Source organism: Polynucleobacter sp. Latsch14-2, from assembly GCF_018881925.1.
In the GTDB taxonomy this organism is placed as follows: domain Bacteria; phylum Pseudomonadota; class Gammaproteobacteria; order Burkholderiales; family Burkholderiaceae; genus Polynucleobacter.
In genome coordinates, this window is the sequence record NZ_JACVPL010000002.1 from 95,073 (window position 1) to 115,971 (window position 20,899).

19 protein-coding genes and 1 pseudogene are annotated in these 20,899 nt (G+C 46.3%); 7 read left to right on the forward strand and 13 right to left on the reverse strand.

The genetic code is table 11. The annotated features are described in order from the left end of the window. Positions 1-182 precede the first annotated feature (182 nt). Complete coding sequence (locus ICN46_RS11955) at positions 183-545, forward strand: DUF3426 domain-containing protein (protein WP_524538583.1); 363 nt, start codon at positions 183-185, stop codon at positions 543-545. 3 nt (positions 546-548) lie between these two features. Then, a complete protein-coding gene (locus ICN46_RS02610; RefSeq protein ID WP_216204225.1) occupies positions 549-1,508 on the forward strand; it encodes a carbohydrate kinase family protein in 960 nt (319 codons plus the stop codon). A gap of 227 nt (positions 1,509-1,735) precedes the next feature. Here the strand turns inward: ICN46_RS02610 and ICN46_RS02615 are convergent, their stop codons facing one another. The 5 genes from ICN46_RS02615 to ICN46_RS02635 all read right to left on the reverse strand — a co-directional run bounded on the left by ICN46_RS02615 (position 1,736) and on the right by ICN46_RS02635 (position 8,408). Then, positions 1,736-2,017, reverse strand: coding sequence for a histone H1-like repetitive region-containing protein (locus ICN46_RS02615; RefSeq protein WP_255538706.1), 282 nt, complete (start codon positions 2,015-2,017; stop codon positions 1,736-1,738). A gap of 334 nt (positions 2,018-2,351) precedes the next feature. Continuing rightward, positions 2,352-3,536 (reverse strand): ribonucleotide-diphosphate reductase subunit beta, encoded by a 1,185-nt coding sequence (locus ICN46_RS02620; RefSeq protein WP_216204227.1) that lies wholly within the window; start codon positions 3,534-3,536, stop codon positions 2,352-2,354. Positions 3,537-3,580: 44 nt separating this feature from the next. After that, complete coding sequence (locus ICN46_RS02625; protein WP_216204229.1) at positions 3,581-6,550, reverse strand: ribonucleoside-diphosphate reductase subunit alpha; 2,970 nt, start codon at positions 6,548-6,550, stop codon at positions 3,581-3,583. Positions 6,551-6,826: 276 nt separating this feature from the next. Next, positions 6,827-7,642 (reverse strand): 1,6-anhydro-N-acetylmuramyl-L-alanine amidase AmpD, encoded by an 816-nt coding sequence (ampD, locus tag ICN46_RS02630; RefSeq protein WP_255538707.1) that lies wholly within the window; start codon positions 7,640-7,642, stop codon positions 6,827-6,829. Positions 7,643-7,649: 7 nt separating this feature from the next. Beyond that, a complete protein-coding gene (locus tag ICN46_RS02635; RefSeq protein ID WP_370625473.1) occupies positions 7,650-8,408 on the reverse strand; it encodes a cytochrome C assembly family protein in 759 nt (252 codons plus the stop codon). Positions 8,409-8,518: 110 nt separating this feature from the next. Between ICN46_RS02635 and ffh the strand changes: the two genes are divergently transcribed. Continuing rightward, the gene (ffh, locus tag ICN46_RS02640) at positions 8,519-9,901 is read left to right on the forward strand and encodes a signal recognition particle protein (protein ID WP_216204233.1); all 1,383 of its coding nucleotides are present in this window, start codon (positions 8,519-8,521) and stop codon (positions 9,899-9,901) included. 5 nt (positions 9,902-9,906) lie between these two features. Here ffh and ICN46_RS02645 read toward each other — a convergent pair whose 3' ends face one another. Next, on the reverse strand, positions 9,907-11,649 hold the full coding sequence (locus tag ICN46_RS02645; RefSeq protein WP_216204235.1) for a proline--tRNA ligase: 1,743 nt from the start codon (positions 11,647-11,649) through the stop codon (positions 9,907-9,909). Between the two features lie 48 nt (positions 11,650-11,697). Here ICN46_RS02645 and ICN46_RS02650 point away from each other — a divergent pair, with 48 nt between their 5' ends. After that, positions 11,698-12,297, forward strand: coding sequence for an RNA pyrophosphohydrolase (locus ICN46_RS02650; RefSeq protein ID WP_216204237.1), 600 nt, complete (start codon positions 11,698-11,700; stop codon positions 12,295-12,297). Further along, the gene (locus ICN46_RS02655) at positions 12,294-12,860 is read left to right on the forward strand and encodes a CNP1-like family protein (protein WP_216204238.1); all 567 of its coding nucleotides are present in this window, start codon (positions 12,294-12,296) and stop codon (positions 12,858-12,860) included. Before ICN46_RS02650 ends, ICN46_RS02655 begins: the two co-directional genes overlap by 4 nt. A gap of 31 nt (positions 12,861-12,891) precedes the next feature. Here the strand turns inward: ICN46_RS02655 and proB are convergent. The 4 genes and pseudogenes from proB to rplU form a co-directional block, all read right to left on the reverse strand. Continuing rightward, positions 12,892-13,662: pseudogene (gene proB, locus ICN46_RS02660) on the reverse strand (glutamate 5-kinase); the annotation flags it as partial. A 26-nt stretch (positions 13,663-13,688) separates the two neighbouring features. Beyond that, positions 13,689-14,777: an Obg family GTPase CgtA gene (gene obgE, locus ICN46_RS02665; RefSeq protein WP_216204242.1), complete on the reverse strand. Its 1,089-nt coding sequence runs from the start codon at positions 14,775-14,777 to the stop codon at positions 13,689-13,691. An 88-nt stretch (positions 14,778-14,865) separates the two neighbouring features. Then, complete coding sequence (gene rpmA / locus ICN46_RS02670) at positions 14,866-15,126, reverse strand: 50S ribosomal protein L27 (RefSeq protein WP_087908492.1); 261 nt, start codon at positions 15,124-15,126, stop codon at positions 14,866-14,868. A 30-nt stretch (positions 15,127-15,156) separates the two neighbouring features. Next, on the reverse strand, positions 15,157-15,468 hold the full coding sequence (rplU, locus tag ICN46_RS02675; protein ID WP_216166058.1) for a 50S ribosomal protein L21: 312 nt from the start codon (positions 15,466-15,468) through the stop codon (positions 15,157-15,159). 75 nt (positions 15,469-15,543) lie between these two features. Between rplU and ICN46_RS02680 the strand changes: the two genes are divergently transcribed. Further along, positions 15,544-16,548 carry a polyprenyl synthetase family protein gene (locus ICN46_RS02680; RefSeq protein WP_216204244.1) on the forward strand — a complete coding sequence of 335 codons (1,005 nt, stop codon included), beginning with the start codon at positions 15,544-15,546 and terminating at the stop codon, positions 16,546-16,548. Between the two features lie 6 nt (positions 16,549-16,554). On the opposite strand, the gene ICN46_RS02685 is transcribed toward ICN46_RS02680, so the two are convergent. Next, entirely contained in the window at positions 16,555-17,490 is a 936-nt protein-coding gene (locus tag ICN46_RS02685; RefSeq protein WP_216204248.1) for a hypothetical protein, read from the reverse strand. A gap of 58 nt (positions 17,491-17,548) precedes the next feature. On the opposite strand from ICN46_RS02685, the gene ICN46_RS02690 reads away from it, so the two are divergent. Next, the gene (locus tag ICN46_RS02690) at positions 17,549-18,316 is read left to right on the forward strand and encodes a fumarylacetoacetate hydrolase family protein (protein ID WP_216204250.1); all 768 of its coding nucleotides are present in this window, start codon (positions 17,549-17,551) and stop codon (positions 18,314-18,316) included. A 2-nt stretch (positions 18,317-18,318) separates the two neighbouring features. Here the strand turns inward: ICN46_RS02690 and ICN46_RS02695 are convergent, their stop codons facing one another. Both ICN46_RS02695 and ICN46_RS02700 read right to left on the reverse strand, forming a co-directional pair. Next, positions 18,319-19,338, reverse strand: a complete 1,020-nt coding sequence (locus tag ICN46_RS02695; protein ID WP_216204251.1) for a 2-dehydropantoate 2-reductase — start codon at positions 19,336-19,338, stop codon at positions 18,319-18,321. 125 nt (positions 19,339-19,463) lie between these two features. After that, complete coding sequence (locus ICN46_RS02700; protein WP_216204253.1) at positions 19,464-20,876, reverse strand: high affinity choline transporter 1; 1,413 nt, start codon at positions 20,874-20,876, stop codon at positions 19,464-19,466. Positions 20,877-20,899: the final 23 nt, after the last annotated feature.

Here is a 20,899-nt window from a genome sequence, read left to right on the forward strand (position 1 = left end):
TCGCCTTTGGCGAGCACCTCTCTAGAAATTCGCTGCTCCCTGCACTTGCACCACGTCTTGATGGCACATCTAATGCTGTTGCAGTCAGCGCATTTTCTGCTTTGCAACAGTTTGATGAAAAATTATGTCGTGCCCTAGGGTGCATTAATCGGCCTGTGAGCGATTTTGCTGCCTGGAAAATAATGTCAGCCACACTTGGACTAGAAAACTCGCCAGAGGTGCTTAAAACGCCTGTGAATCAATCTATATTGCAAGTTGAAATACAAAATCGTCTTGCAATCGCCACTTTGTGGCCCTATTTAGAAATTTCTCTTACTGATGCAGATGAATCAGAACTGAAATCACTTCAATTCTCACCAAAAGAGTGGCTGCCAGAAAGCTGGCAATCATCACATCCAGATTTTCTACACTCAGGTGCCGCTGCCGGTGAAATAATTCACTCGGACCTTCCAATTTCCCTGCCAAACAACACTGCCGGCTATCGGGTTAGAGTTTTTTATCCCCAACCCACACCTTCATCACCCAACTCAATCAATGGACACTAATTTATGGCTAGCTTAATCTGCGGCTCGATTGCCTACGACACCATCATGAACTTTGAAGGCAAATTTGCCGATCAAATCCTGCCCGAACAAATCCATATCCTAAATGTAGCCTTCTTGGTCCCCACGATGCGCCGAGAATTTGGTGGTTGTGCCGGGAATATTGCATACAACTTAAGTCTCTTGGGTGGAGACCCCATCATCATGGCAACTGTTGGCGGTGATGCAACACCCTACTTGGATCGCCTCAAACAATTGCGAATCGATGCAAGCCATATTCGCCAAATCGAGCAGGCTTTTACAGCTCAAGCAATGATTACAACTGATCAGGCAAACAATCAAATTACAGCGTTTCATCCTGGCGCAATGGGTGAATCACACCTCAACCAAGTGGCAGCGGTTGTTGCAGAGCGCAGCAAAAATTCTAAGGGGGCGGCAAAATTTGGCATTGTGGCCCCAGATGGCCGCCAAGGCATGTGGGAACACTGCCATCAATTAGCTGAAGCTGGTATTCCATTTGTGTTTGATCCAGGCCAAGGGTTACCAATGTTCAATGGTCCGGAACTTCTGGAATTGATCGATCTAGCCACTTACCTAGCCGTAAATGACTATGAAGGTGAAATGCTCGCACAAAGAACTGGCATTAATCTAGCTAAAGTAGCGGAACGAGTCGAAGCATTGATTGTTACCAAGGGTGCCGAAGGGGCAGATATTTATGCTAAAGGCAAATGTATTGCAATTCCACCGGTCCCCGCCTCGAAAGTAGTTGATCCAACTGGTTGTGGTGATGCATTTCGAGGTGGATTACTCTTTGGTTTAGAAAATGGCATGGATTGGGAGACTACCGGTCGACTAGCTAGCCTGATGGGTTCGATCAAAATTACGCATCAAGGTCCACAAAACCACCAACTCAGCAAAGCTGAAATTGCTGCCCAGTTCAAAACAGCCTTTGACTTTAGTTTTTAAGTCTATTTAGCCGCGCAGGCCAATTCAATACAAAACTAGCAATAAAAAAGGGGTCTCATAAGAGACCCCTTTGAACTTCACCCGTCTGTAAGCCAAGGCTTATGGACGTGTGCCAGTTGGGAAGGGCCAAGCAGCGGCAGGATTCAACGCACTAGTCGCTGGAGCAGCAGCTTTTTTAGCCACGGGCTTTTTTACAGCTTTGCCCGCTTTCTTCGCAGCAGGCTTACTTACTTTTTTTTTGCTACGCGCTTCTTTGCAGCTTTTTTAGCGGCTGGCTTTTTAGCAGCAGCTTTTTTAGCAGCTGGCTTCTTTTTAGCTACTTTTTTAGCAGCTGGCTTTTTAGCAGCAGGACGCTTTTTAGCTACTTTTTTAGCGGCTGGCTTTTTAGCAGCAGCTTTTTTAGCAGCTGGCTTCTTTTTAGCTACTTTTTTAGCAGCTGGTTTCTTTGCAGCTACTTTTTTCTTAGCAGCTGGTTTCTTTGCAGCAGGTTTCTTTTTGGCGATTGCCATAGTAATGCTCCTTCACGTGAGGATTAGTACAAACTACCGATTAAGAAGACCCGACCATTCATTTCCGCCTTGCCTTGCGGCCTATTGGAGAAGACGAGCGAGCCATTCATCGGCGCGCGGCTTGATACTAAGTGCTGCACGCTAATGAATCTTGGAAAAAAAGCCGTGGCCCCAAAGGACAACGGCTTTTTGAATTTGCTGGAAAAAATAGAGAGAGTAGCCCAGAAACCCTTGAGCAAGGGTTTTCGGATTTGAGCCTGGTTTTGCTGACTTTTAAAACTATCCAACCGTCTAATCTCCTATTTAGCCGGCTATGCGCTTTGTACTTACTAAATTACTCCCAACTCAGCGCACCGCCAGTTTGATACTCAATAACGCGTGTCTCAAAAAAGTTTCGCTCTTTTTTCAGATCAATCATTTCTGACATCCATGGGAATGGATTCTCTTCATTTGGGAACATTGCGTCAAGTCCTATTTGCAAACATCTGCGATTACAGATGTATCTTAGGTACCCTTTGAACATCGGAGCGTTCAATCCAAGCACTCCTCGAGGCATCGTATCTTCGGCATACCGGTACTCCAATTCAACTGCTTTTTCAAAGATGGATTTGATCTCGTCTTTGAACGCAGAGGTCCATAACTGCGGGTTCTCCAGCTTAATTTGATTAATTAAATCGATGCCAAAATTGCAGTGCATTGACTCATCACGCAGGATGTATTGGTACTGTTCAGCAGCACCTGTCATTTTGTTTTGACGACCCATTGCAAGTATTTGCGTAAAACCAACATAAAAGAATAATCCTTCCATTACGCAGGCAAAAACAATGAGTGAACGCAGTAAAGTTTGATCAGTTTCTAATGTGCCAGTCTTGAAATTTGGATTAGTTAACACATCAATATACGGAATTAAGAACTCATCTTTAGCGCGAATCGAGTCAATCTCGTGGTACGCATTGAAGATTTCGCTCTGATCTAAACCTAAAGATTCAACAATATATTGGTAGGCATGAGTATGAATTGCCTCCTCAAAAGCTTGACGCAGTAGGTATTGACGGCACTCTGGGGCGGTAATGTGGCGATAAGTGCCCAGAACGATATTGTTTGCAGCCAAAGAATCTGCAGTAGTAAAGAAACCGAGGTTGCGCTTAATAATCCTACGCTCGTCCTCTGTTAAGCCATTGGGATCCTTCCAAAGCGCGATATCGCGATTCATATTGATCTCTTGTGGCATCCAGTGGTTTGCACAACCAGCCAAGTATTTCTCCCAAGCCCACTTATATTTAAATGGTACGAGCTGATTTACGTCAGTCTTGGCATTAATCACACGCTTATCGGCTGCGTTTACACGCAAGGCCGCACCACCCGCCAATGAGGCGGCCGGCACTTCTGCGGGTGCAACATTTTGGGGGGCCAATGCAGCTTGATCTGGCTGTGGGCGTTGTGGCTCCTCTACTCTCACTTGCGGTGCAAGTCCGGCTTTTGCCAGCGCTGGAGCAACTTCCTCTTCCCAATTCAACATAACTTTCTCCTAATCCTTCTATTTCCATTCAGCAAGCAAATTGCTTACTGACATGCTTCACATTCTTCAAAACCAGCATCGCCCGGACGCATTGTGCACACTGGGCCATCTGCCTCTTGGGCAGCCTCTGCTGCATCAGTGCCATTTACACCGCCGCCACTTGAAACTGAATTCAATTGACCGCTGGCAACAGTTGATTTCTCAACGTGAGTTGCAGCCATTGTGCGGAGGTAGTACGTGGTCTTTAAGCCGCGTAACCAAGCTAACTTGTAAGTGTCATCCAATTTCTTGCCAGATGCGCCACCCATGTAGATATTGAGTGACTGCCCTTGGTCAATCCACTTCTGACGGCGTGAAGCAGCTTCCACCAACCAACTTGGCTCCACTTCAAATGCAGTAGCGTATAAATCGCGTAGATCTTGTGGAATACGATCGATTTTGGACAAGGTGCCATCAAAATACTTCAAATCAGCAATCATGACTTCATCCCAAAGACCGCGATCCTTCAAATCACGCACTAAATACTCGTTTACCACTGTGAACTCGCCAGAAAGATTGGACTTCACAAATAAATTCTGGAAGGTCGGCTCAATACAAGCGGATACACCAATAATGTTCGAAATCGTTGCTGTTGGTGCAATAGCAATGCAATTCGAGTTACGCATACCGTGCTGCTTGATATGTGCACGCAAGCCATCCCAGTTCATTGTTGAAGAGCCGTCTACCTCAAGGTAGCCACCACGTTGCTCGGCCAGCAGCGCCACTGAGTCCTGCGGGAGAATGCCACGATCCCATAAAGAGCCTTTATAGGTGCTGTAAACACCGCGTTCTTCAGCCAACTCACTAGATGCTTGATAAGCGTAGTAGCAAATAGCTTCCATTGAAGAATCGGCGAACTTCACAGCCGCATCACTTGCATAGGGAATGCGTTGCATATGCAAGCAATCCTGGAATCCCATGATGCCCATGCCTACTGGGCGATGCTTCAAATTGGAATTGCGAGCTTTAGCAACTGCGTAGTAGTTGATATCGATGACGTTATCCAACATCCGCATTGCGGTACGAATGGTTTTTTGGAGTTTCTCATGGTCCAAAATCATCTTGCCTGAAGCATCGGTTGTCATATGAGCTGTTAAGTTCACAGAACCCAAGTTACATACGGCAATTTCGCTCTCATTGGTATTGAGGGTAATCTCAGTACATAAATTCGAAGAGTGGACTACACCAACATGCTGCTGTGGGCTGCGAATATTGCATGGATCCTTAAATGTGATCCATGGATGGCCGGTTTCGAACAACATGCCCAGCATCTTGCGCCACAATTGCTGCGCTGGAATTCTTCGGAAAGGTTTTAACTCACCTCTGTCGGCTTTTTGCTCGTAAGCAACATAAGCCTCTTCAAAAGCTTTGCCGTATTTGTCATGCAAGTCAGGTGTGTTTGATGGTGAGAACAAAGTCCAGTCACCATTCTCCATAACACGCTTCATGAACAAGTCAGGAATCCAGTTTGAGGTATTCATGTCGTGCGTGCGGCGGCGATCATCACCAGTGTTTTTGCGCAACTCCAAAAACTCTTCGATATCTAAATGCCATGTTTCTAAGTAGGCGCAAACAGCACCCTTACGCTTACCACCTTGATTCACAGCAACAGCTGTGTCATTCACCACCTTGAGGAACGGCACAACTCCCTGGGATTTACCGTTAGTCCCTTTAATATGACTGCCCAGTGCGCGAACATTTGTCCAGTCATTACCTAAGCCGCCGGCAAATTTAGATAACAATGCATTTTCTTTCAAGGCTTCGTAGATGCCGTCAAGATCATCATCAACAGTAGTCAAATAGCAACTAGAGAGCTGTGGACGAGTGGTTGCCGAATTAAATAAGGTTGGCGTGCTAGACATGAAATCAAATGTAGACAGGATTTCGTAGAACTCGATAGCGCGGCGTTCACGATCTAGCTCGTTCAAAGATAAGCCCATTGCGACGCGCATAAAGAAAGCCTGCGGCATTTCAATGCGACGCTCTTCAATATGTAAAAAGTAGCGATCATACAAAGTTTGCAAACCAAGGTAGTTGAACTGCAAATCACGGCTAGCATTCAAAGCTGCAGCCAGTCTTGGTAAATCAAACTCGCGCATGCGTGGGTCTAACAGCTCTGCAGAAATACCTTCATTGATATATTTCGCAAAGTAACTGCTGTACTCAGCCTGCATATCGCCCTGCAATACCTCGCGCCCCAAAATCTCTTTGCGGATCACGTGCATCAAAATCCGTGCTGTTACTTGGCTATAGGCAGGGTCTTTTTCAATCAAAGTACGCGAAGCCAAAATAGCGGAGTCATACACTTGCGCCATTGGTACGCCATCGTACAAATTCTTAATGGTTTCAGTGATGATGGGCGTTGCATCAATATTGTTGCCTAAGCCTTCGCATGCCGCCTCGATAACCGTCCGGAGTGCTGCCATGTCAAGCCACTTTTCCACTCCGTTATCCGTGACTTTAATTCCAGATTCGCCAGCTTGATTAGCCGCCTGTGCATCTTGTGTAACTTCTTGTTGGGCAGCGCGTTCTTGGTTACGCTTTTCACGATAAAGAACATATGCACGAGCAACGTTGTGCTCTCCGCTACGCATCAATGCCAATTCAACTTGGTCTTGAATATCTTCAATATGGAATGTTCCGCCATTGGGTCGGCTACGCAACAAAGCGCGCACAACTGCATGGGTCAATTGCTCAACTTGCTCACGCACTCGCGCAGAAGCGGCCCCTTGGCCACCATTAACAGCTAAAAATGCTTTGGTTACAGCAATTGCAATTTTCGATGGCTCAAAAGCCACAACTGAACCGTTACGGCGAATAATCTTGTAATCAGACAACTGGGTTGCCTGGTTGCCGCCAACACCTCCGGCTACAAATCCTGCCGAAGGGTTTTGGCTCAATGCCCCAGTAGGGTTCAAACCGGGGCTATTTGTTCCAGCCGGTTGGCCTGCTGTTTGTGGATTGGCGTATGTCATGGAGCTCCTGCTTATTTATATAGTTATAAGGTCAAAAAATCGTTAAAAAACAATGGGGTAGTGCTGTATTTAAACACTACATCTAGTGTTTTGAAGTGCATTGGGTACTAAGTATAGGGAATTATTCCTACTTTGGTAATACTTTTTTTACAAATTCTTATAAGTATTTTTACTAAGTTTTGCACTAAATTTAAGCCCATTTTGGTGCTAAATTTCCAGCCCTTTTTACATAAAGGCTATAAAAGTGAGCGTGTGCTCACATACTAAAAATAAACTCTAGCGGGGCTCTAATCCGAAGGGAAATTTTTCCTCTGGAATGCCGACCTGGGACTGAAATTTCTTCCAATTAAATTGAACCCCTGGGTCAGTTTTACGGTCTGGCGCAATGTCACTATGGCCAGCAAATTGAAGATTCGTAAAACGAAGTTGTAAATTCGCAACCAACTTTGACAATTCGGCGTACTGAATCTCTTCAAAACCAGTGTCTCCATCCCCCTCAAGTTCAATTCCTATGGAAAAATCGTTACATTTCTCCCGCCCCAGAAATGAAGAAATGCCCGCATGCCAAGCTTTATTGTCAACAGAAACAAATTGAATAACTTGGCCGTCACGCGCTATCAGAAAATGACTAGATACTTTTTGGGCTGCAATTTCTTCAAAATAGGGATGAAGTGAGATATCAAGCTTGTTTTGGAAAAAGTCGACAATAAACTGGGTGCAAGGGCGACGCTTGAATTCTCCGGGAGGCAGGCTAATGTGGTGAATAAGCACCAAGTCAGGCAAACAAGACTCTGGCCTTAAATCATGATTGGGTGAAGCCCGCCATGCCGCATAACCAAGCCACCCCTGAGCATCTAAATGATTGAGATGCTCCCGGGAACAATAAAAACGATCCTCAACAGTAATTGCATCAGATTGAGGCAAATAAACTTGGCAATGCTGACATTGCGCCATCACCTCGGGCTTCAAAATCTTGGACTCTCGTTGCTCGTTAAAATACGCAGCCTCTTTTGCACTTAGCTCAGCCCGCTTTTTACCTTTAAGCCAAAGATAAAAAAGCCCTACACCAAGCAATATAAATAACCACTTCATCAAAACATCACCCTCTCTGGAGAATGACTTCCATTACGAAGCGACTGCCTATATAGGCCAGCAGCAAGGCAGTGTAAGCACTTAAAACCCAGCGCACAGCCACCCTTCCACGTAGACCCACTCTCCACCGCGCCAATAAAAGACCGGCGAATAAAAACCAAGAGACCAGCGCAAAAATAGTTTTGTGATCAAAAACTAGGGGTTTGCCGAATAGCGTTTGAGAAAAGAGTAAGCCTGAAAAAACCGTTAGGGTGAGGAGTGCAAAGCCCACATAGATCAAGTTAAAGAGTAAAGCTTCCATCATCATCAAGGGCGGAAGATCTTCCAGCCAGTGAGCAATTCGACTGTTGGGAGAAATAGCTAGCTGACGATGTAAAGCACGGTCCTGCACACTCATTAGCATGGCATGCATAGCCGCCAGACTCAATAGCCCTACAGAAATAGTTGCCACAATGAAATGTCCCTTAAACCAAGGGTCTGAAACGGCCCTAGGTGAAATCAAGGCTCCAGGAAAAACTGTTGGTAAAAAAGCGTAGACCATGGCAAATAGAAGCGCCATCCAGCGCAAACTCGAGATAGGTGTGAACCAGGACTGAAACCAATAAAAAGCCAGGCCGACCCAGGCAATCAAAGAGAGGTCTTGAGCAAAGCCAAAAACAAAACCTTCTGGGGTGAATACTGAATCATGCAGTTCAATTCCATGAATCAATAAAATGGCAAAAATTGCCACCTGCACTAACCCAGAAAACAGGGAAGAGTCAGCCACAGCCTTTGATCTAAAGCTCAAAACGAGCAAAAGTAGCAAATAAAGTGCAGATGAAAGCCATCCGTAACTTGAGTAACTTAAAATATCCATCTGGAAAGTCTAATCGATAAATGCTAGAAAACCTCACCGATCGTCTATCACGCGTTGTTAAAACAATGCGGGGGCAGGCTCGCCTCACTGAAAGCAACACAGCAGAGATGCTGCGGGAGATCCGTCTAGCCTTACTGGAGGCTGATGTAGCCCTGCCAGTCGTCAAGTCACTGCTAGAGCAAATCAAATTTAAAGCCCTTGGGGAAGAAGTGGTTGGCAGCCTTAGTCCGGGGCAGGCCTTAGTCGGCGTCGTACAACGCGAGCTTGCCCAATTGATGAGGGGTGATGCCACTCAAAGCAGCGAAATCAATTTAGCAACTCAACCACCTGCTGTAATTTTGATGGCCGGATTACAGGGTGCCGGCAAAACCACCTCCGTTGGAAAGCTGGCCAAATATCTTCAAGAAAAGAAGAAAAAGAAAGTGCTGACTGTTTCTTGTGACGTTTATCGACCTGCCGCAATCGAGCAGCTAGAAACCGTTACCAAACAAGTTGGGGCTGAATTCTTTCCAAGCACGATTGATCAGAAGCCAAATGAGATTGCCGTTGCCGCTTTAGACTGGGCACGTCGCCATTACTTTGATGTCTTACTAGTAGACACTGCCGGTCGCTTGGGTATTGATGAAGCGCTTATGCAAGAAATTAAAACCTTGCACGCCACTCTCAACCCAATTGAAACTCTATTTGTAGTTGACGCCATGTTGGGTCAAGATGCCATCAATACCGCCAAGGCTTTCCATGAGGCGCTTCCATTAACTGGGGTCATCCTCACCAAACTTGATGGTGACTCTCGTGGTGGCGCCGCTCTATCTGTTCGCCAAGTTACTGGAGTACCACTTAAGTTTATTGGTGTAGCGGAAAAAATGGATGGTCTTGAAGCGTTCGATGCAGAACGCATGGCCAGCAGAATTTTAGGCATGGGCGATATCCTTGCTTTGGTTGAACAAGCACAACAAAATGTTGATGTTGCTAAAGCAGAGAAATTAGCTAGCAAGATTTCTAAGGGTGGATTTGATCTGAGTGATTTCAGAGATCAGCTTGCACAAATGCAACAAATGGGGGGCATGGCTAGCCTGATGGATAAATTACCCAGTCATATGGCGCAAGCTGCATCCAAAACGAATCTGAGTGCAGCTGACAAACAAACGAAGCGGATGCGCGGCATCATTGACAGCATGACACCAAGAGAGCGTGCTAAACCTGAATTACTAAAAGCTACTCGTAAGCGTCGTATTGCAGCCGGTGCAGGCGTTGAAGTTCAAGAAGTCAATCGCCTACTGGCACAGTTCGAGCAAATGCAAACCATGATGAAGCAATTCAAAGGTGGCAAGATGGCGCGCACCATGGCAAGCATGGCCGCAAAAGGAGCCGCCAAAGGTATTGGCGGGCTCTTTAAAAAATAATAAGCTTAAGAAACTAATTGCTTAGCTGTTTGTACAGCTGTAATGACTTTTTCTTTAATCTCGGCCAATAGAATATTTTGAGACTCTGCATCAGTTCGGCCTTTAAATTCCACCTGGGAATCTGCCAAACCACGGTCACCAATCACCACCCGAAATGGCGCGCCAATTAATTCCCAATCAGCAAACATAGCACCAGGGCGTTCACCGCGATCATCAAGAATCACATCGATGCCAGCCACCGAGAGCTCATCATGCAATTGATCGGCAGCATTTTTCACCGCCTCAGATCTGTCGTAGTTCATTGGACAAATCACCACCTCAAATGGTGCCATTGAAATCGGCCAAATAATCCCACGCTCATCATGACCCTGTTCAATAGCTGCGCCTAGTAAACGAGTGACCCCAATGCCATAACAACCCATCACCATCGGCTGCGCCTTACCTTGTTGGTCTAAATAAGTACAACCCATTGCTTCAGAGTAACGAGTACCCAATTGAAATACGTGCCCAACTTCAATCCCGCGACAAATATCCACTACACCCTTACCATCGGGGGAAGGATCGCCAACAACTGCATTACGAATATCCATTACCAGTGGCTCTGGTAAATCACGTGTCCAGTTCACGCCAATTAAGTGATGGCCTGCATCATTAGCGCCACACACAAAATCGGACATATTAGCGACGGTACGATCAGCTACAACCGTGACCTCGGCACTCACACCAACAGGACCGAGGTAACCAGCGGGCGCATTGCATGCCTGCTTTATCTCTGCGTCAGTGGCAAAACGTGACTCAGCCATACCGAGTATTTTGCTAGCCTTCACTTCATTAAGCTCATGATCACCACGAAGCAATAGCATAAATAATTTAACCGGGCCATTTTCTTGGTTGGCAGCAAACAAAAGTGATTTAACTGTTTTCTCAAGCGGCACCTTCAAAAACTGTGCAACGTCAGCACAATTAGTTTGATTGGGTGTTGGAAGCTTTTGGATTTCTTGTGTTGCAGCTTCGCGCGTAGCAGACAGAGCAAGCGACTCCGCTGCCTCTAAATTCGCCGCGTAATCAGAATTTTGACAATACACAATGGCATCTTCACCAGTATCAGCAATCACATGAAACTCTTGACTGCCTGATCCGCCAATTGCGCCATTATCCGCAGTCACCGCACGGAACTTCAACCCCATACGCTTAAAGATACGGGTGTAGGCATCGAACATGATTTGGTAGGACTTCTTTAAGCCTTCACTATCACGATCAAATGAGTAAGCGTCCTTCATACTGAACTCACGCCCACGCATTATTCCAAAACGTGGACGACGCTCATCACGAAACTTTGTTTGAATTTGATAAAAATTAATCGGCAGTTGTTTGTAACTTTTAATTTCATTACGCGCCAAATCTGTAATCACCTCTTCAGAGGTTGGCTGAATTAAAAAGTCACGATCATGGCGATCTTTAATCCGCAGTAACTCTGGCCCCATCTTTTCCCAGCGACCAGTCTCTTGCCATAACTCAGCAGGTTGAATCATCGGCATGAGCAATTCAATGGCACCGGCACGATTCATTTCTTCGCGGATGATATTTTCTACTTTGCGAATGGACCTTAAACCTATAGGCAAATAGTTGTAAATACCAGCGCTCAACTTACGAATGAGGCCTGCACGCACCATAAGTTTGTGCGAAACCACCTCAGCGTCGGAGGGGGCTTCTTTTAGTGTGGCGAGAAATGACTGTGATGCTTTCATGAATGGATATAATCAAATCATTGATTTTAAAGGATTTGAGGCACGATCATGCTTGACCGTGAAGGGTATAGAGCCAATGTTGGCATTGTCCTCCTCAATAGCCATAACGAGGTTTTCTGGGGAAAACGCGTTGGGCAGCATTCGTGGCAGTTCCCGCAAGGCGGGATTCAACATGGTGAGAGCCCAGAGCAGGCCATGTACCGCGAATTGTATGAGGAAGTGGGCTTATTGCCAGAGCACGTCCAAATTGTTGGACGAACTAGGGATTGGCTGCGCTATGACGTCCCTGAGGAGTATCTGCGCCGTCAACATGCCACTCGGATTCACAGGGCAGCCTATCGTGGCCAGAAGCAAATCTGGTTCCTCTTGCGTCTAGTGGGTCTGGATAGCGATATTGATCTGCGGGTCTCTGAACACCCCGAATTTGATGCTTGGCGCTGGGTCCCATTCTGGATTCAGCTCGATTCAGTCATTGACTTCAAGCGGGAGGTTTACCAATTAGCACTTTCCGAATTGGCTCGCTACCTTTCGCGGGGAGTTCGGATGCAACAGCTTGCTTGGGGAGCACCCCTCGAAATTCTTCAATCCATTTACCCCGGAAATGAAGAGCACCCCAAAAAATCTACCCCTAAAGATAAATCTCAATGACCCTTAACCTTTATCGCACTTCATTTCTTATATGCAGCGCAAGCATCGCTCTTGGTTTGACTGCCTGCGCTGGGGATCCCCTAGAAAGCGGTGTTGACCCCTTCGCACCAATGATTTTTAAGGAGGGGGCTACGGCGATGCCATTGAACCCACCAAATAAGACCACCTTAGTCCCCTACTATGTATCAAGGGAGACTGTTTTCAAGTTTGCGGTTGATACAGACTCGATTTTGATTGGCGCTGATGGCGTCACTCGATATATTGTTGTACTAACCAACCCTAGCGGGGGTGAACAGATTCAATACGAAGGTATTCGATGTGATTCGTTTCAAGCGCGAATCTATGGTACGTTTGAAAATGGAGCCTGGAGAGAAAATCCGCTGTCTACCTGGAAAGACATTCAAAGCAAAACTGCCAATCGTTATCAAGCTGCACTAGCACAAGGCGCTTTTTGCAACATGAACATTCAAGAAAAAAATATTGGTACGATTATTAAGGCGCTAGACCCAAATAGCTTTACTGGGGGCACTAAACCTACTAATTCTTATGGGATGCAATACTAGAGTTCAATTCAGTCTATGCTTTATTGGGGCTTAAGCAAGTTCCAATTTTTTCGCCCGACAAGAGGCGAGTTAGCACTTTAGGCTCGCGCCCAGAAGCGATGACTGTAGTAGTGTCAGTTTGAGCAGCGACTTTAGCAGCGAGCACCTTAGTCAACATGCCGCCCTTACTAAGCTCGCTACCAGCACCACCCGCCATTTTTTCTAATGCAGGATCTCCAGCCAAAGCATTACTCAACAAAGTTGCGCTAGCATCATGTCTTGGATCCGCAGTAAATAAGCCACCCTGGTCTGTCAAAATCACCAGCAAATCTGCTTGAATTAAATTGGCAACCAAAGCTGCAAGGCTGTCGTTGTCGCCAAACTTAATCTCGTCGGTAACAACGGTATCGTTTTCATTAATGATGGGCACAACATCTAACTTCAATAGCGTCTCCAAAGTTGCCTTCGCATTTGCATTGCGCTCTGGATGCGCTAGGTCCGCATTCGTTAACAGAATCTGAGCGCTACGCAAATTAAAACGTGCAAAGCAACTCTCATACACTTGCACTAAACCCATCTGCCCAACAGCTGCCGCTGCTTGAAGTTGATGAATTTCTTGAGGGCGCTTTGTCCAGCCTAGGCGCTGCATTCCCTCGGCGATTGCACCGGAGCTCACCATTAGCACTTCATGACCGCCACCTAACAATGCAGCCATTTGCTCCGCCCACATTGCGATAGCAGCATGATCCAAACCTTCACCATTATTGGTAACAAGACTTGATCCAACCTTAACAACAATTCGTTTTGCTTTTTGCATTGTCATATCAATTGAGCATATCAAATACGTATTTAATCTGGGGCCTTATCTTCGGCTTGATCCTGATACCGTGGATCTGTGGCGCGCTCCTCAGCATCATCGCGATCACGCCGCACTGAATCTAAATAGTCTTGCAAGGAATAGCAAAGTTTGTCGCAACCCATACCAGTTAGCGCAGAGATCTCAAATACAGGACCTTTCCACTTAAACTTTTTCATAAAGTCAGCCACTACTTTTTTACGATCCTCTTCGGGGATCATGTCAACCTTGTTCAGCACCAACCAGCGTGGCTTCTCAACCAATGCTTCGTCATACTTACGCAACTCATTGACGATCGCCTTGGCATCTGCCACAGGATCAACATTTTCATCAAATGGAGCAATGTCGACTAGGTGCAAGAGTACGCCAGTGCGCTGCAAGTGTCGCAAGAAGCGATGACCTAAACCAGCACCTTCAGCAGCACCTTCAATTAATCCAGGAATATCTGCAATAACAAAGCTGCGCTCGGCCCCCACGCGTACTACACCCAAATTTGGATGCAATGTTGTAAATGGATAATCTGCAATTTTTGGTCGAGCGTTAGAAACCGCAGTAATTAAGGTTGACTTACCAGCATTGGGCATACCCAACAACCCAACGTCAGCCAAGACTTTTAATTCGAGTTTGAGTTTGCGACGTTCACCGTCCTTACCATTTGTCTTCTGACGTGGAGCACGGTTCGTACTACTCTTAAAGTGAATGTTTCCCCAGCCGCCAACGCCGCCTTGCGCCAAGCAAAGACGCTCACCATGAGTGGTTAAGTCAGCAATCGGCTCGCCGGTATCGTAATCGGCAATGATCGTACCAACAGGCATGCGTAATTCAATATCGTCGCCCGCACGGCCGTAGCAATCAGCACCACGACCAGGCTCACCATTTTTAGCAGTGTGTGTTTTAGCGTAGCGGTAATCGACTAAGGTGTTGATATTGCGATCCGCTATAGCCCAAACACTGCCGCCTTTGCCGCCGTCGCCACCATCGGGACCGCCAAACTCAATAAACTTTTCGCGGCGCATAGAAGCACTACCGGCACCACCTTGGCCAGCTATGACTTCAATACGAGCTTCGTCTATAAATTTCATGAATAAAAAAGGCCTCGCACTAGCGAGGCCTGTTCCTAAGAGTTAAATTCGGAATAAATCTGAATCAAACGTGTCTCAGTCAGGCGCCTTATGAACGCGGAAGAACTGAAACCTGGGCCTTCTTCAAAGCACCCTTAACGCCGAATTCCACTTGTCCATCAATCAAGGCAAACAAAGTGTGATCCTTACCAATACCAACGTTTGCACCTGGATGAACTCGTGTGCCACGTTGACGAATGATGATGCTGCCAGCGTTGATCTGCTCGCCGCCAAATACTTTAACGCCTAAGCGTTTCGATTCTGAGTCGCGGCCATTTCGTGTCGAGCCGCCGCCTTTTTTCTGTGCCATATCTTTCTCCTGCTATGTGCCGTTGCCTTATTAGGCTTTAATCGTGTTGATCAAAATTTCAGTGAAATTCTGACGATGGCCTTGGTGCTTTTGATAATGCTTGCGACGGCGCATCTTAAAGATTGTCACTTTATCGTGACGTCCCTGGGAGATGACAGTGGCCATCACAGCGGCACCATTAACCAAAGGATCACCCAATTTGAGTGATGCGCCTTCGCCTACGGCGAGGACTTGGTCAAGAGTGATTTCGCTGCCGATTTCCGCTGGTATCTGTTCTATTTTCAATTTTTCGCCTGCAGCAACTTTATACTGTTTGCCACCGGTTTTTATGACCGCGTACATGGTGTGAAACCTCAAATTAATTCTACGTTTAAGCTAATCCACCCTGGATGAGCTAAGCCGATTATTATATCTTGCATGACGAGCACTGTCAAAACCAATGACTTAAGCCAAATTTTGGCTCCTATTGCCTTAGATTTCAAGGCCTTAGATGGGGTTATTCGTCTCCGCTTAGCTTCAAAAGTTGCCTTAATCGACCAAATTTCCAGCTATATCATCCAAGCCGGAGGGAAACGGGTTAGGCCCGCGCTACTACTTTTAGTGTCCCAAGCCCTAGCAAATGGTAATGAAACTGCCCACACCTTAGAAATGGCGGCAGTTGTGGAGTTTATACACACAGCCACCCTTCTTCATGATGATGTAGTCGATGAATCTACCCTCAGAAGAGGCAGGGAAACTGCTAACGCCGCTTTTGGAAACGCCGCCAGCGTCCTAGTTGGTGATTTTCTCTATTCCAGGGCCTTCCAAATGATGGTGGCCCCAAATGACTTGCGAGTCATGCAAATTTTGTCGGATGCCACCAATACGATTGCTGAAGGCGAAGTTTTACAGCTTCTGAATATGCACGACCCTGAAGTGAACGAAGAAAGCTATCTGCAGGTGATTCGCTACAAAACGGCAAAATTATTTGAAGCCTCCTCTGAGCTAGGCGCTATTCTGGCCAAAGCAAGTGATTTTGAGAGGGAGCAGGCCGCTGCCTTTGGTCGCCATATTGGCACTGCATTTCAGTTGATGGACGATTTACTGGATTACACGGCTAGCGCAGCACAGATGGGTAAAAATGCCGGCGACGACTTACGCGAAGGCAAACCAACTCTCCCCCTTATTTATCTCTTAGAGAATGGCAGCGCAGAAGAACGTCTCTTGGTACGCGCAGCAATTGAACAAAACCAGGATTTGCCTGAAGACATTTTTGCGCAAATTTTATTGGCAGTACAAAGCTCTGGAGCACTAGATTACACACAGGCAGCCGCAAAACGCGAGGCTAAGCTCGCTCTAGATTGCATCAAGTCATTTCCGCAAAATGCAGCAACAGATGCTTTATTTGCTCTTTGTGAATACTCCATTACAAGGCAAACCTAAAGGCGATTACGCTCCAACACTTTTCATTCTTAATTCACGCGCCGTAATACGTGCCTTCTCGGCCTCATCCCGTAAGCGTGCAATTTCAGCAGTGGATACTTTTTCTAAATTTGAATAATCGAGTTTCCAGGCAGGATCTGCTGACCAAGTTAAAGGTGACTGCAGGGTGGTTCTTGGGGCTGGGGCGCTTTCCAAAAGACGTAAGGCCAATTCAAAATTCAGTGCTCGTGAATCTGGATCATTGGGCTTCGCAGCAGCATTACCCAAGGGGAAATCGCTGAATAAAAAACGGGGCACTCCACAGTACTCAACAATATCTTTAGCAGCACCCATTACGACCGTTGAAATCCCAGCCTCTTCCAAATAGCGTGCCAATAAGCTTTGGCTTTGGTGGCAAATCGGGCAATTAGGAATCAATACTGCAACATCAACCTTATCAGCTCGCAACATTTCTAAAATCCGAGGGGCATCTATTTCTAAGGTGTGGCGTTGGCTACGATTAGTGGGTAAGCCATAAAAATGCGATGATAACGCTTGAATACGCCCTGCTTGAACTGCCTGTTTTGCAGCATCCAATGGAAACCAACACGCACTATCCTCCATATTGGCATTGCGTCGATCAATCCCAACGTGTGCAATGCGAAGGTCAACCTCCTCATTCATTGCATGTAGATAGGGCTGATAAAACTTTGCAGAGGAATTGTATGGCGCACCAGTCCCTTGGTGACCCTTGCTGGAATCATAGGGAACTGCTGTTGTGATGAGACCTAATACGGACTCATGTAAAGGCTTTTGCAATGACAAGAATGGCACATCGATATAGTGCGCCCAGACATAGGGCGTGTCATAACCCAAGCCAAGATAATAATTACGCGTTCGTTCAATATAACGAACCGGCTGATCAAGTTCACTAGCAAAACTCAGTTCGGAGGACTGACCCATCATTACATCCTTGTAAGATGTTACTCATCTAAATATCAAAACTGTATAGGAACTCATTATGGCTCAATGGCTTAGATTTCAGCATCAAGAGAAAAGTGGTTTTGGTCAAGTGCTGGGTGACAACATCAGCGTTTATGCTGGCGATCTCTTTAATCAACCCACCGCGACAGGAGAAACGTTCAAGCTAACAGACGTCACGATTGACATTCCATGCACCCCCTCAAAGATGGTGGCAATGGTGGATAACTTTCACGCTCTTGTTACAAAACTTGAGCATGCGGTACCAGCAGAACCTCTCTATTTTTTAAAAGGAAATAACTCCTTCCTAGCAACTGAGCAGACCATTCAAACGCCAAAGTCTTATTCTGGGAAAGTAGTTTATGAAGGTGAACTTGGTATTGTGATCGGTAAAGATTGCTATGAAGCCAATGAAACAGAAGCCTCTAATGCTATTTTTGGCTACACCTGCGTCAATGATGTTACCGCCATTGAAATTCTCAACCGTGATCCAGGTTATGCACAGTGGACACGTTCTAAGAGCTTTAACACCTTCGGAGTATTTGGTCCATACATCACGACCGATGTTGATCCTAGCAAGCTACACATCAAGACGATCCTAAACGATCAAGAGCGTCAAAACTATCCGATTGCCGATATGATCTTCCCGCCAACAAAATTGGTAAGCCTGATTTCGCAAGATATTCCACTGCACGCTGGCGACATTATTGCTTGCGGCACTTCAGTAGGCGTCGGCTCCATGAAACCCGGCAGCAAGGTGAGCATCATCATTGAGGGGGTTGGGCGCTTAGATAACCGCTTCGAATAGCATTAGTAGCCCGACACAGAAGGCAAGGCTAGACTGCCTCTTGAGGCCTGCACATTGACATCAAGGTATTTGGTTAACGCAAAAACAGTATTCAGACACGATGTTGGTGTGTCAGTAATTTTTCCTAGCTCGATGACGGAACCCAATAATGCATCGATCTCTAAGCTGCGGCCAGCTTCTAAATCTTGCAGCATAGATGTTTTGTGTTTGCCTACCTTTTCCGCACCAGCAATGCGACGTTCAATATCAACGCGGAAGGTGACGCCAAGCTTTTCGGCAATTGTTTGTGCTTCAGCCATCATGCTACGTGCCAACTCTTTGGTTAGTGGATACTGGCAAATACCTTCCAAAGTTCCATGCGTTAAAGAGCTAATTGGGTTGAAAGTCATATTGCCCCACAGCTTCAACCAAATCTCTGAACGAATATCCTCAAGAATGGGAGATTTAAATCCAGCAGCGCCCATCATTTCGGCAACCTTCTGAATCCGTTCTGTAACTTTGCCATCTAACTCGCCCAAGGGGAAACGATTTCCTTCAACGTGACGAATTACACCAGGCGCTTGAGTGAAGGTTGCGGGATACACTACGCAACCAATAATGTTGTCGGGATTAATGGCGCGCTTTGCAACACCGCCAGCATCTACCGTTTCGACTGAATGGTCTTTGTATTGACTCGATAGCTTTTGGAAATACCACCATGGAATTCCATTTTGCATTGGAATCAAAATAGTCTCAGGTCCCATAATGGCAGCTAAGTCATTAATGATTGGCTCAACTTGGTGCGCTTTTACTGCCAAGATGACAACATCCGGCTTTTCGACATCAGTTATTTTTTCTACCGCCTTAACTTCAGCTACCAATGGCTCTGGCTGATCATCCATGATCAAGGCAAGGCCGCGCTCCCGAATAGCGGCCAAAGTTGCGCCACGCGCAACAACGGTTACCTCATTACCTGCGCGCGCCAACATCACGGCCAGGTATCCGCCAATGGCGCCACCTCCACCGATCACAGAAATTTTCATAGGAACTCCGCAAAAACAAAAAATATTGAATTAATGCAATATTAGAGGAGATTATTGTGCAGTGCAACAAAAAAGAGCACCTGTTTTTAAGGCATTTCTGGTTGTTTGCGCTAAATTCTGATGCTTTAAATAGGCTTTAGTAGCCCTCTGGGCACTAGGCCACCCATCAGCATCCCGATAATGCTTGCCAATAAGCCGGCCAACTGTGGGGGCATGATGGCGTTGGGCGCCAAAACCTCACAACTGATCCAAACGGTAAGACCAAAAACTACAGCCAACAATCCACCCAGAGAGTTAGCTCGTGACCAGTACACGCCAAAAGCCAGGGGAACAAATGCAGCGACTAGAGTCACTTTGTATGCGCTCTCAACCATTTTAAAAATCGATAGCTGAGAATTGAGTGCAAAGAATGTGACGATCACTGCAAAACAGAGCACAGTGAGACGCATGATCTTTAAAAGATCTTGGTCGGATAGGTGCTTAAAGAAACCTCTCACAATATTTTCTGCAAAGGTTACTGAAGGCGCCAATAGGGTTGCACTAGCGCAACTTTTGATTGCGGAGAGCAAGGCGCCGAAGAACATCACTTGAGCAATGATGGGTGCGTGATTCAGAATCAACTTTGGCAAAATCATTTGCGGATCAGTATTGAGATACTGATTAACTAGGTCCGGGCTAATCAGCGTTGCTGAATAAGCCAAATAAAGAGGCACAAAAGCAAAAATAAAATAGAGCACGCCACCAAGAAGGGCTGCCTGAACTGCGATATTGACATTCTTTGAAGAGGTAATCCGCTGGAAAACGTCTTGTTGTGGAATGGAGCCTAGCATCATGGTACATAAGGCGGCAACAAACCCAAGAATGGAGGCGAGGTTCATCTCAGGCCAAAAATTGAACTTACCAGCTGCAGAAGCATGCTCAATCACTACGCCGATGCCCCCTGTCTGCATCGTCATCTCGCCACCGATATAAAGCATACCTATGACAATAATGATCATCTGAATAAAGTCGGTAATCGCTACAGACCACATGCCACCAAAAAGGGTGTAGATCAAAACGCTACCTGCACCGATGAGCATTCCGCCTGTTTGAGAAATACCCCCCTCAGAGACAACATTAAATACCAGACCAAGCGCTTTAATTTGAGCTGCAACCCACCCTAAATACGATACGACGATGCAAAGCGTCACCAAGACTTCTACGGTTCGCCCATATTTCTCACGAAAGAAGTCGCCGATCGTGAGCATGCGACGATTGTATAAATGACGGGCAAAAAAGAGGCCTACCAAAATTAAGCAAAGCGACGATCCAAAAGGATCCGCAACAATACCGCCAAAACCCTCTTTTAAAAAAGTAGCAGGAATACCCAGAACCGTCTCAGATCCAAACCAGGTTGCAAATACGGTAGCAGTAACGATTGGCAGGGGCAGGCTGTGGCCTGCTGCTGCAAAGTCAGCTGTATTTTTAACGCGTAATGCAGCCCACAAGCCGATGCCGACTGACACAACCCAATAGATGATGACAAACCAAATCAACATCGCCGAAGTTCTCCCACAAGAAT

Excerpts from the sequence above, each read along its gene's own strand:
- obgE (WP_216204242.1), bottom strand. The coding sequence starts at position 14,777 with ATGAAATTTATAGACGAAGCTCGTATTGAAGTCATAGCTGGCCAAGGT.
- ICN46_RS02645 (WP_216204235.1), bottom strand. The coding sequence starts at position 11,649 with ATGAAAGCATCACAGTCATTTCTCGCCACACTAAAAGAAGCCCCCTCC.
- ICN46_RS02680 (WP_216204244.1), top strand. The coding sequence starts at position 15,544 with ATGACGAGCACTGTCAAAACCAATGACTTAAGCCAAATTTTGGCTCCT.
- ICN46_RS11955 (WP_524538583.1), top strand. The coding sequence starts at position 183 with ATGTCAGCCACACTTGGACTAGAAAACTCGCCAGAGGTGCTTAAAACG.
- ICN46_RS02655 (WP_216204238.1), top strand. The coding sequence starts at position 12,294 with ATGACCCTTAACCTTTATCGCACTTCATTTCTTATATGCAGCGCAAGC.
- ffh (WP_216204233.1), top strand. The coding sequence starts at position 8,519 with ATGCTAGAAAACCTCACCGATCGTCTATCACGCGTTGTTAAAACAATG.
- ampD (WP_255538707.1), bottom strand. The coding sequence starts at position 7,642 with ATGAAGTGGTTATTTATATTGCTTGGTGTAGGGCTTTTTTATCTTTGG.
- ICN46_RS02695 (WP_216204251.1), bottom strand. The coding sequence starts at position 19,338 with ATGAAAATTTCTGTGATCGGTGGAGGTGGCGCCATTGGCGGATACCTG.
- rpmA (WP_087908492.1), bottom strand. The coding sequence starts at position 15,126 with ATGGCACAGAAAAAAGGCGGCGGCTCGACACGAAATGGCCGCGACTCA.
- ICN46_RS02650 (WP_216204237.1), top strand. The coding sequence starts at position 11,698 with ATGCTTGACCGTGAAGGGTATAGAGCCAATGTTGGCATTGTCCTCCTC.
- ICN46_RS02690 (WP_216204250.1), top strand. The coding sequence starts at position 17,549 with ATGGCTCAATGGCTTAGATTTCAGCATCAAGAGAAAAGTGGTTTTGGT.
- ICN46_RS02625 (WP_216204229.1), bottom strand. The coding sequence starts at position 6,550 with ATGACATACGCCAATCCACAAACAGCAGGCCAACCGGCTGGAACAAAT.
- ICN46_RS02620 (WP_216204227.1), bottom strand. The coding sequence starts at position 3,536 with ATGTTGAATTGGGAAGAGGAAGTTGCTCCAGCGCTGGCAAAAGCCGGA.
- ICN46_RS02615 (WP_255538706.1), bottom strand. The coding sequence starts at position 2,017 with ATGGCAATCGCCAAAAAGAAACCTGCTGCAAAGAAACCAGCTGCTAAG.
- rplU (WP_216166058.1), bottom strand. The coding sequence starts at position 15,468 with ATGTACGCGGTCATAAAAACCGGTGGCAAACAGTATAAAGTTGCTGCA.
- ICN46_RS02685 (WP_216204248.1), bottom strand. The coding sequence starts at position 17,490 with ATGGGTCAGTCCTCCGAACTGAGTTTTGCTAGTGAACTTGATCAGCCG.
- ICN46_RS02700 (WP_216204253.1), bottom strand. The coding sequence starts at position 20,876 with ATGTTGATTTGGTTTGTCATCATCTATTGGGTTGTGTCAGTCGGCATC.
- ICN46_RS02610 (WP_216204225.1), top strand. The coding sequence starts at position 549 with ATGGCTAGCTTAATCTGCGGCTCGATTGCCTACGACACCATCATGAAC.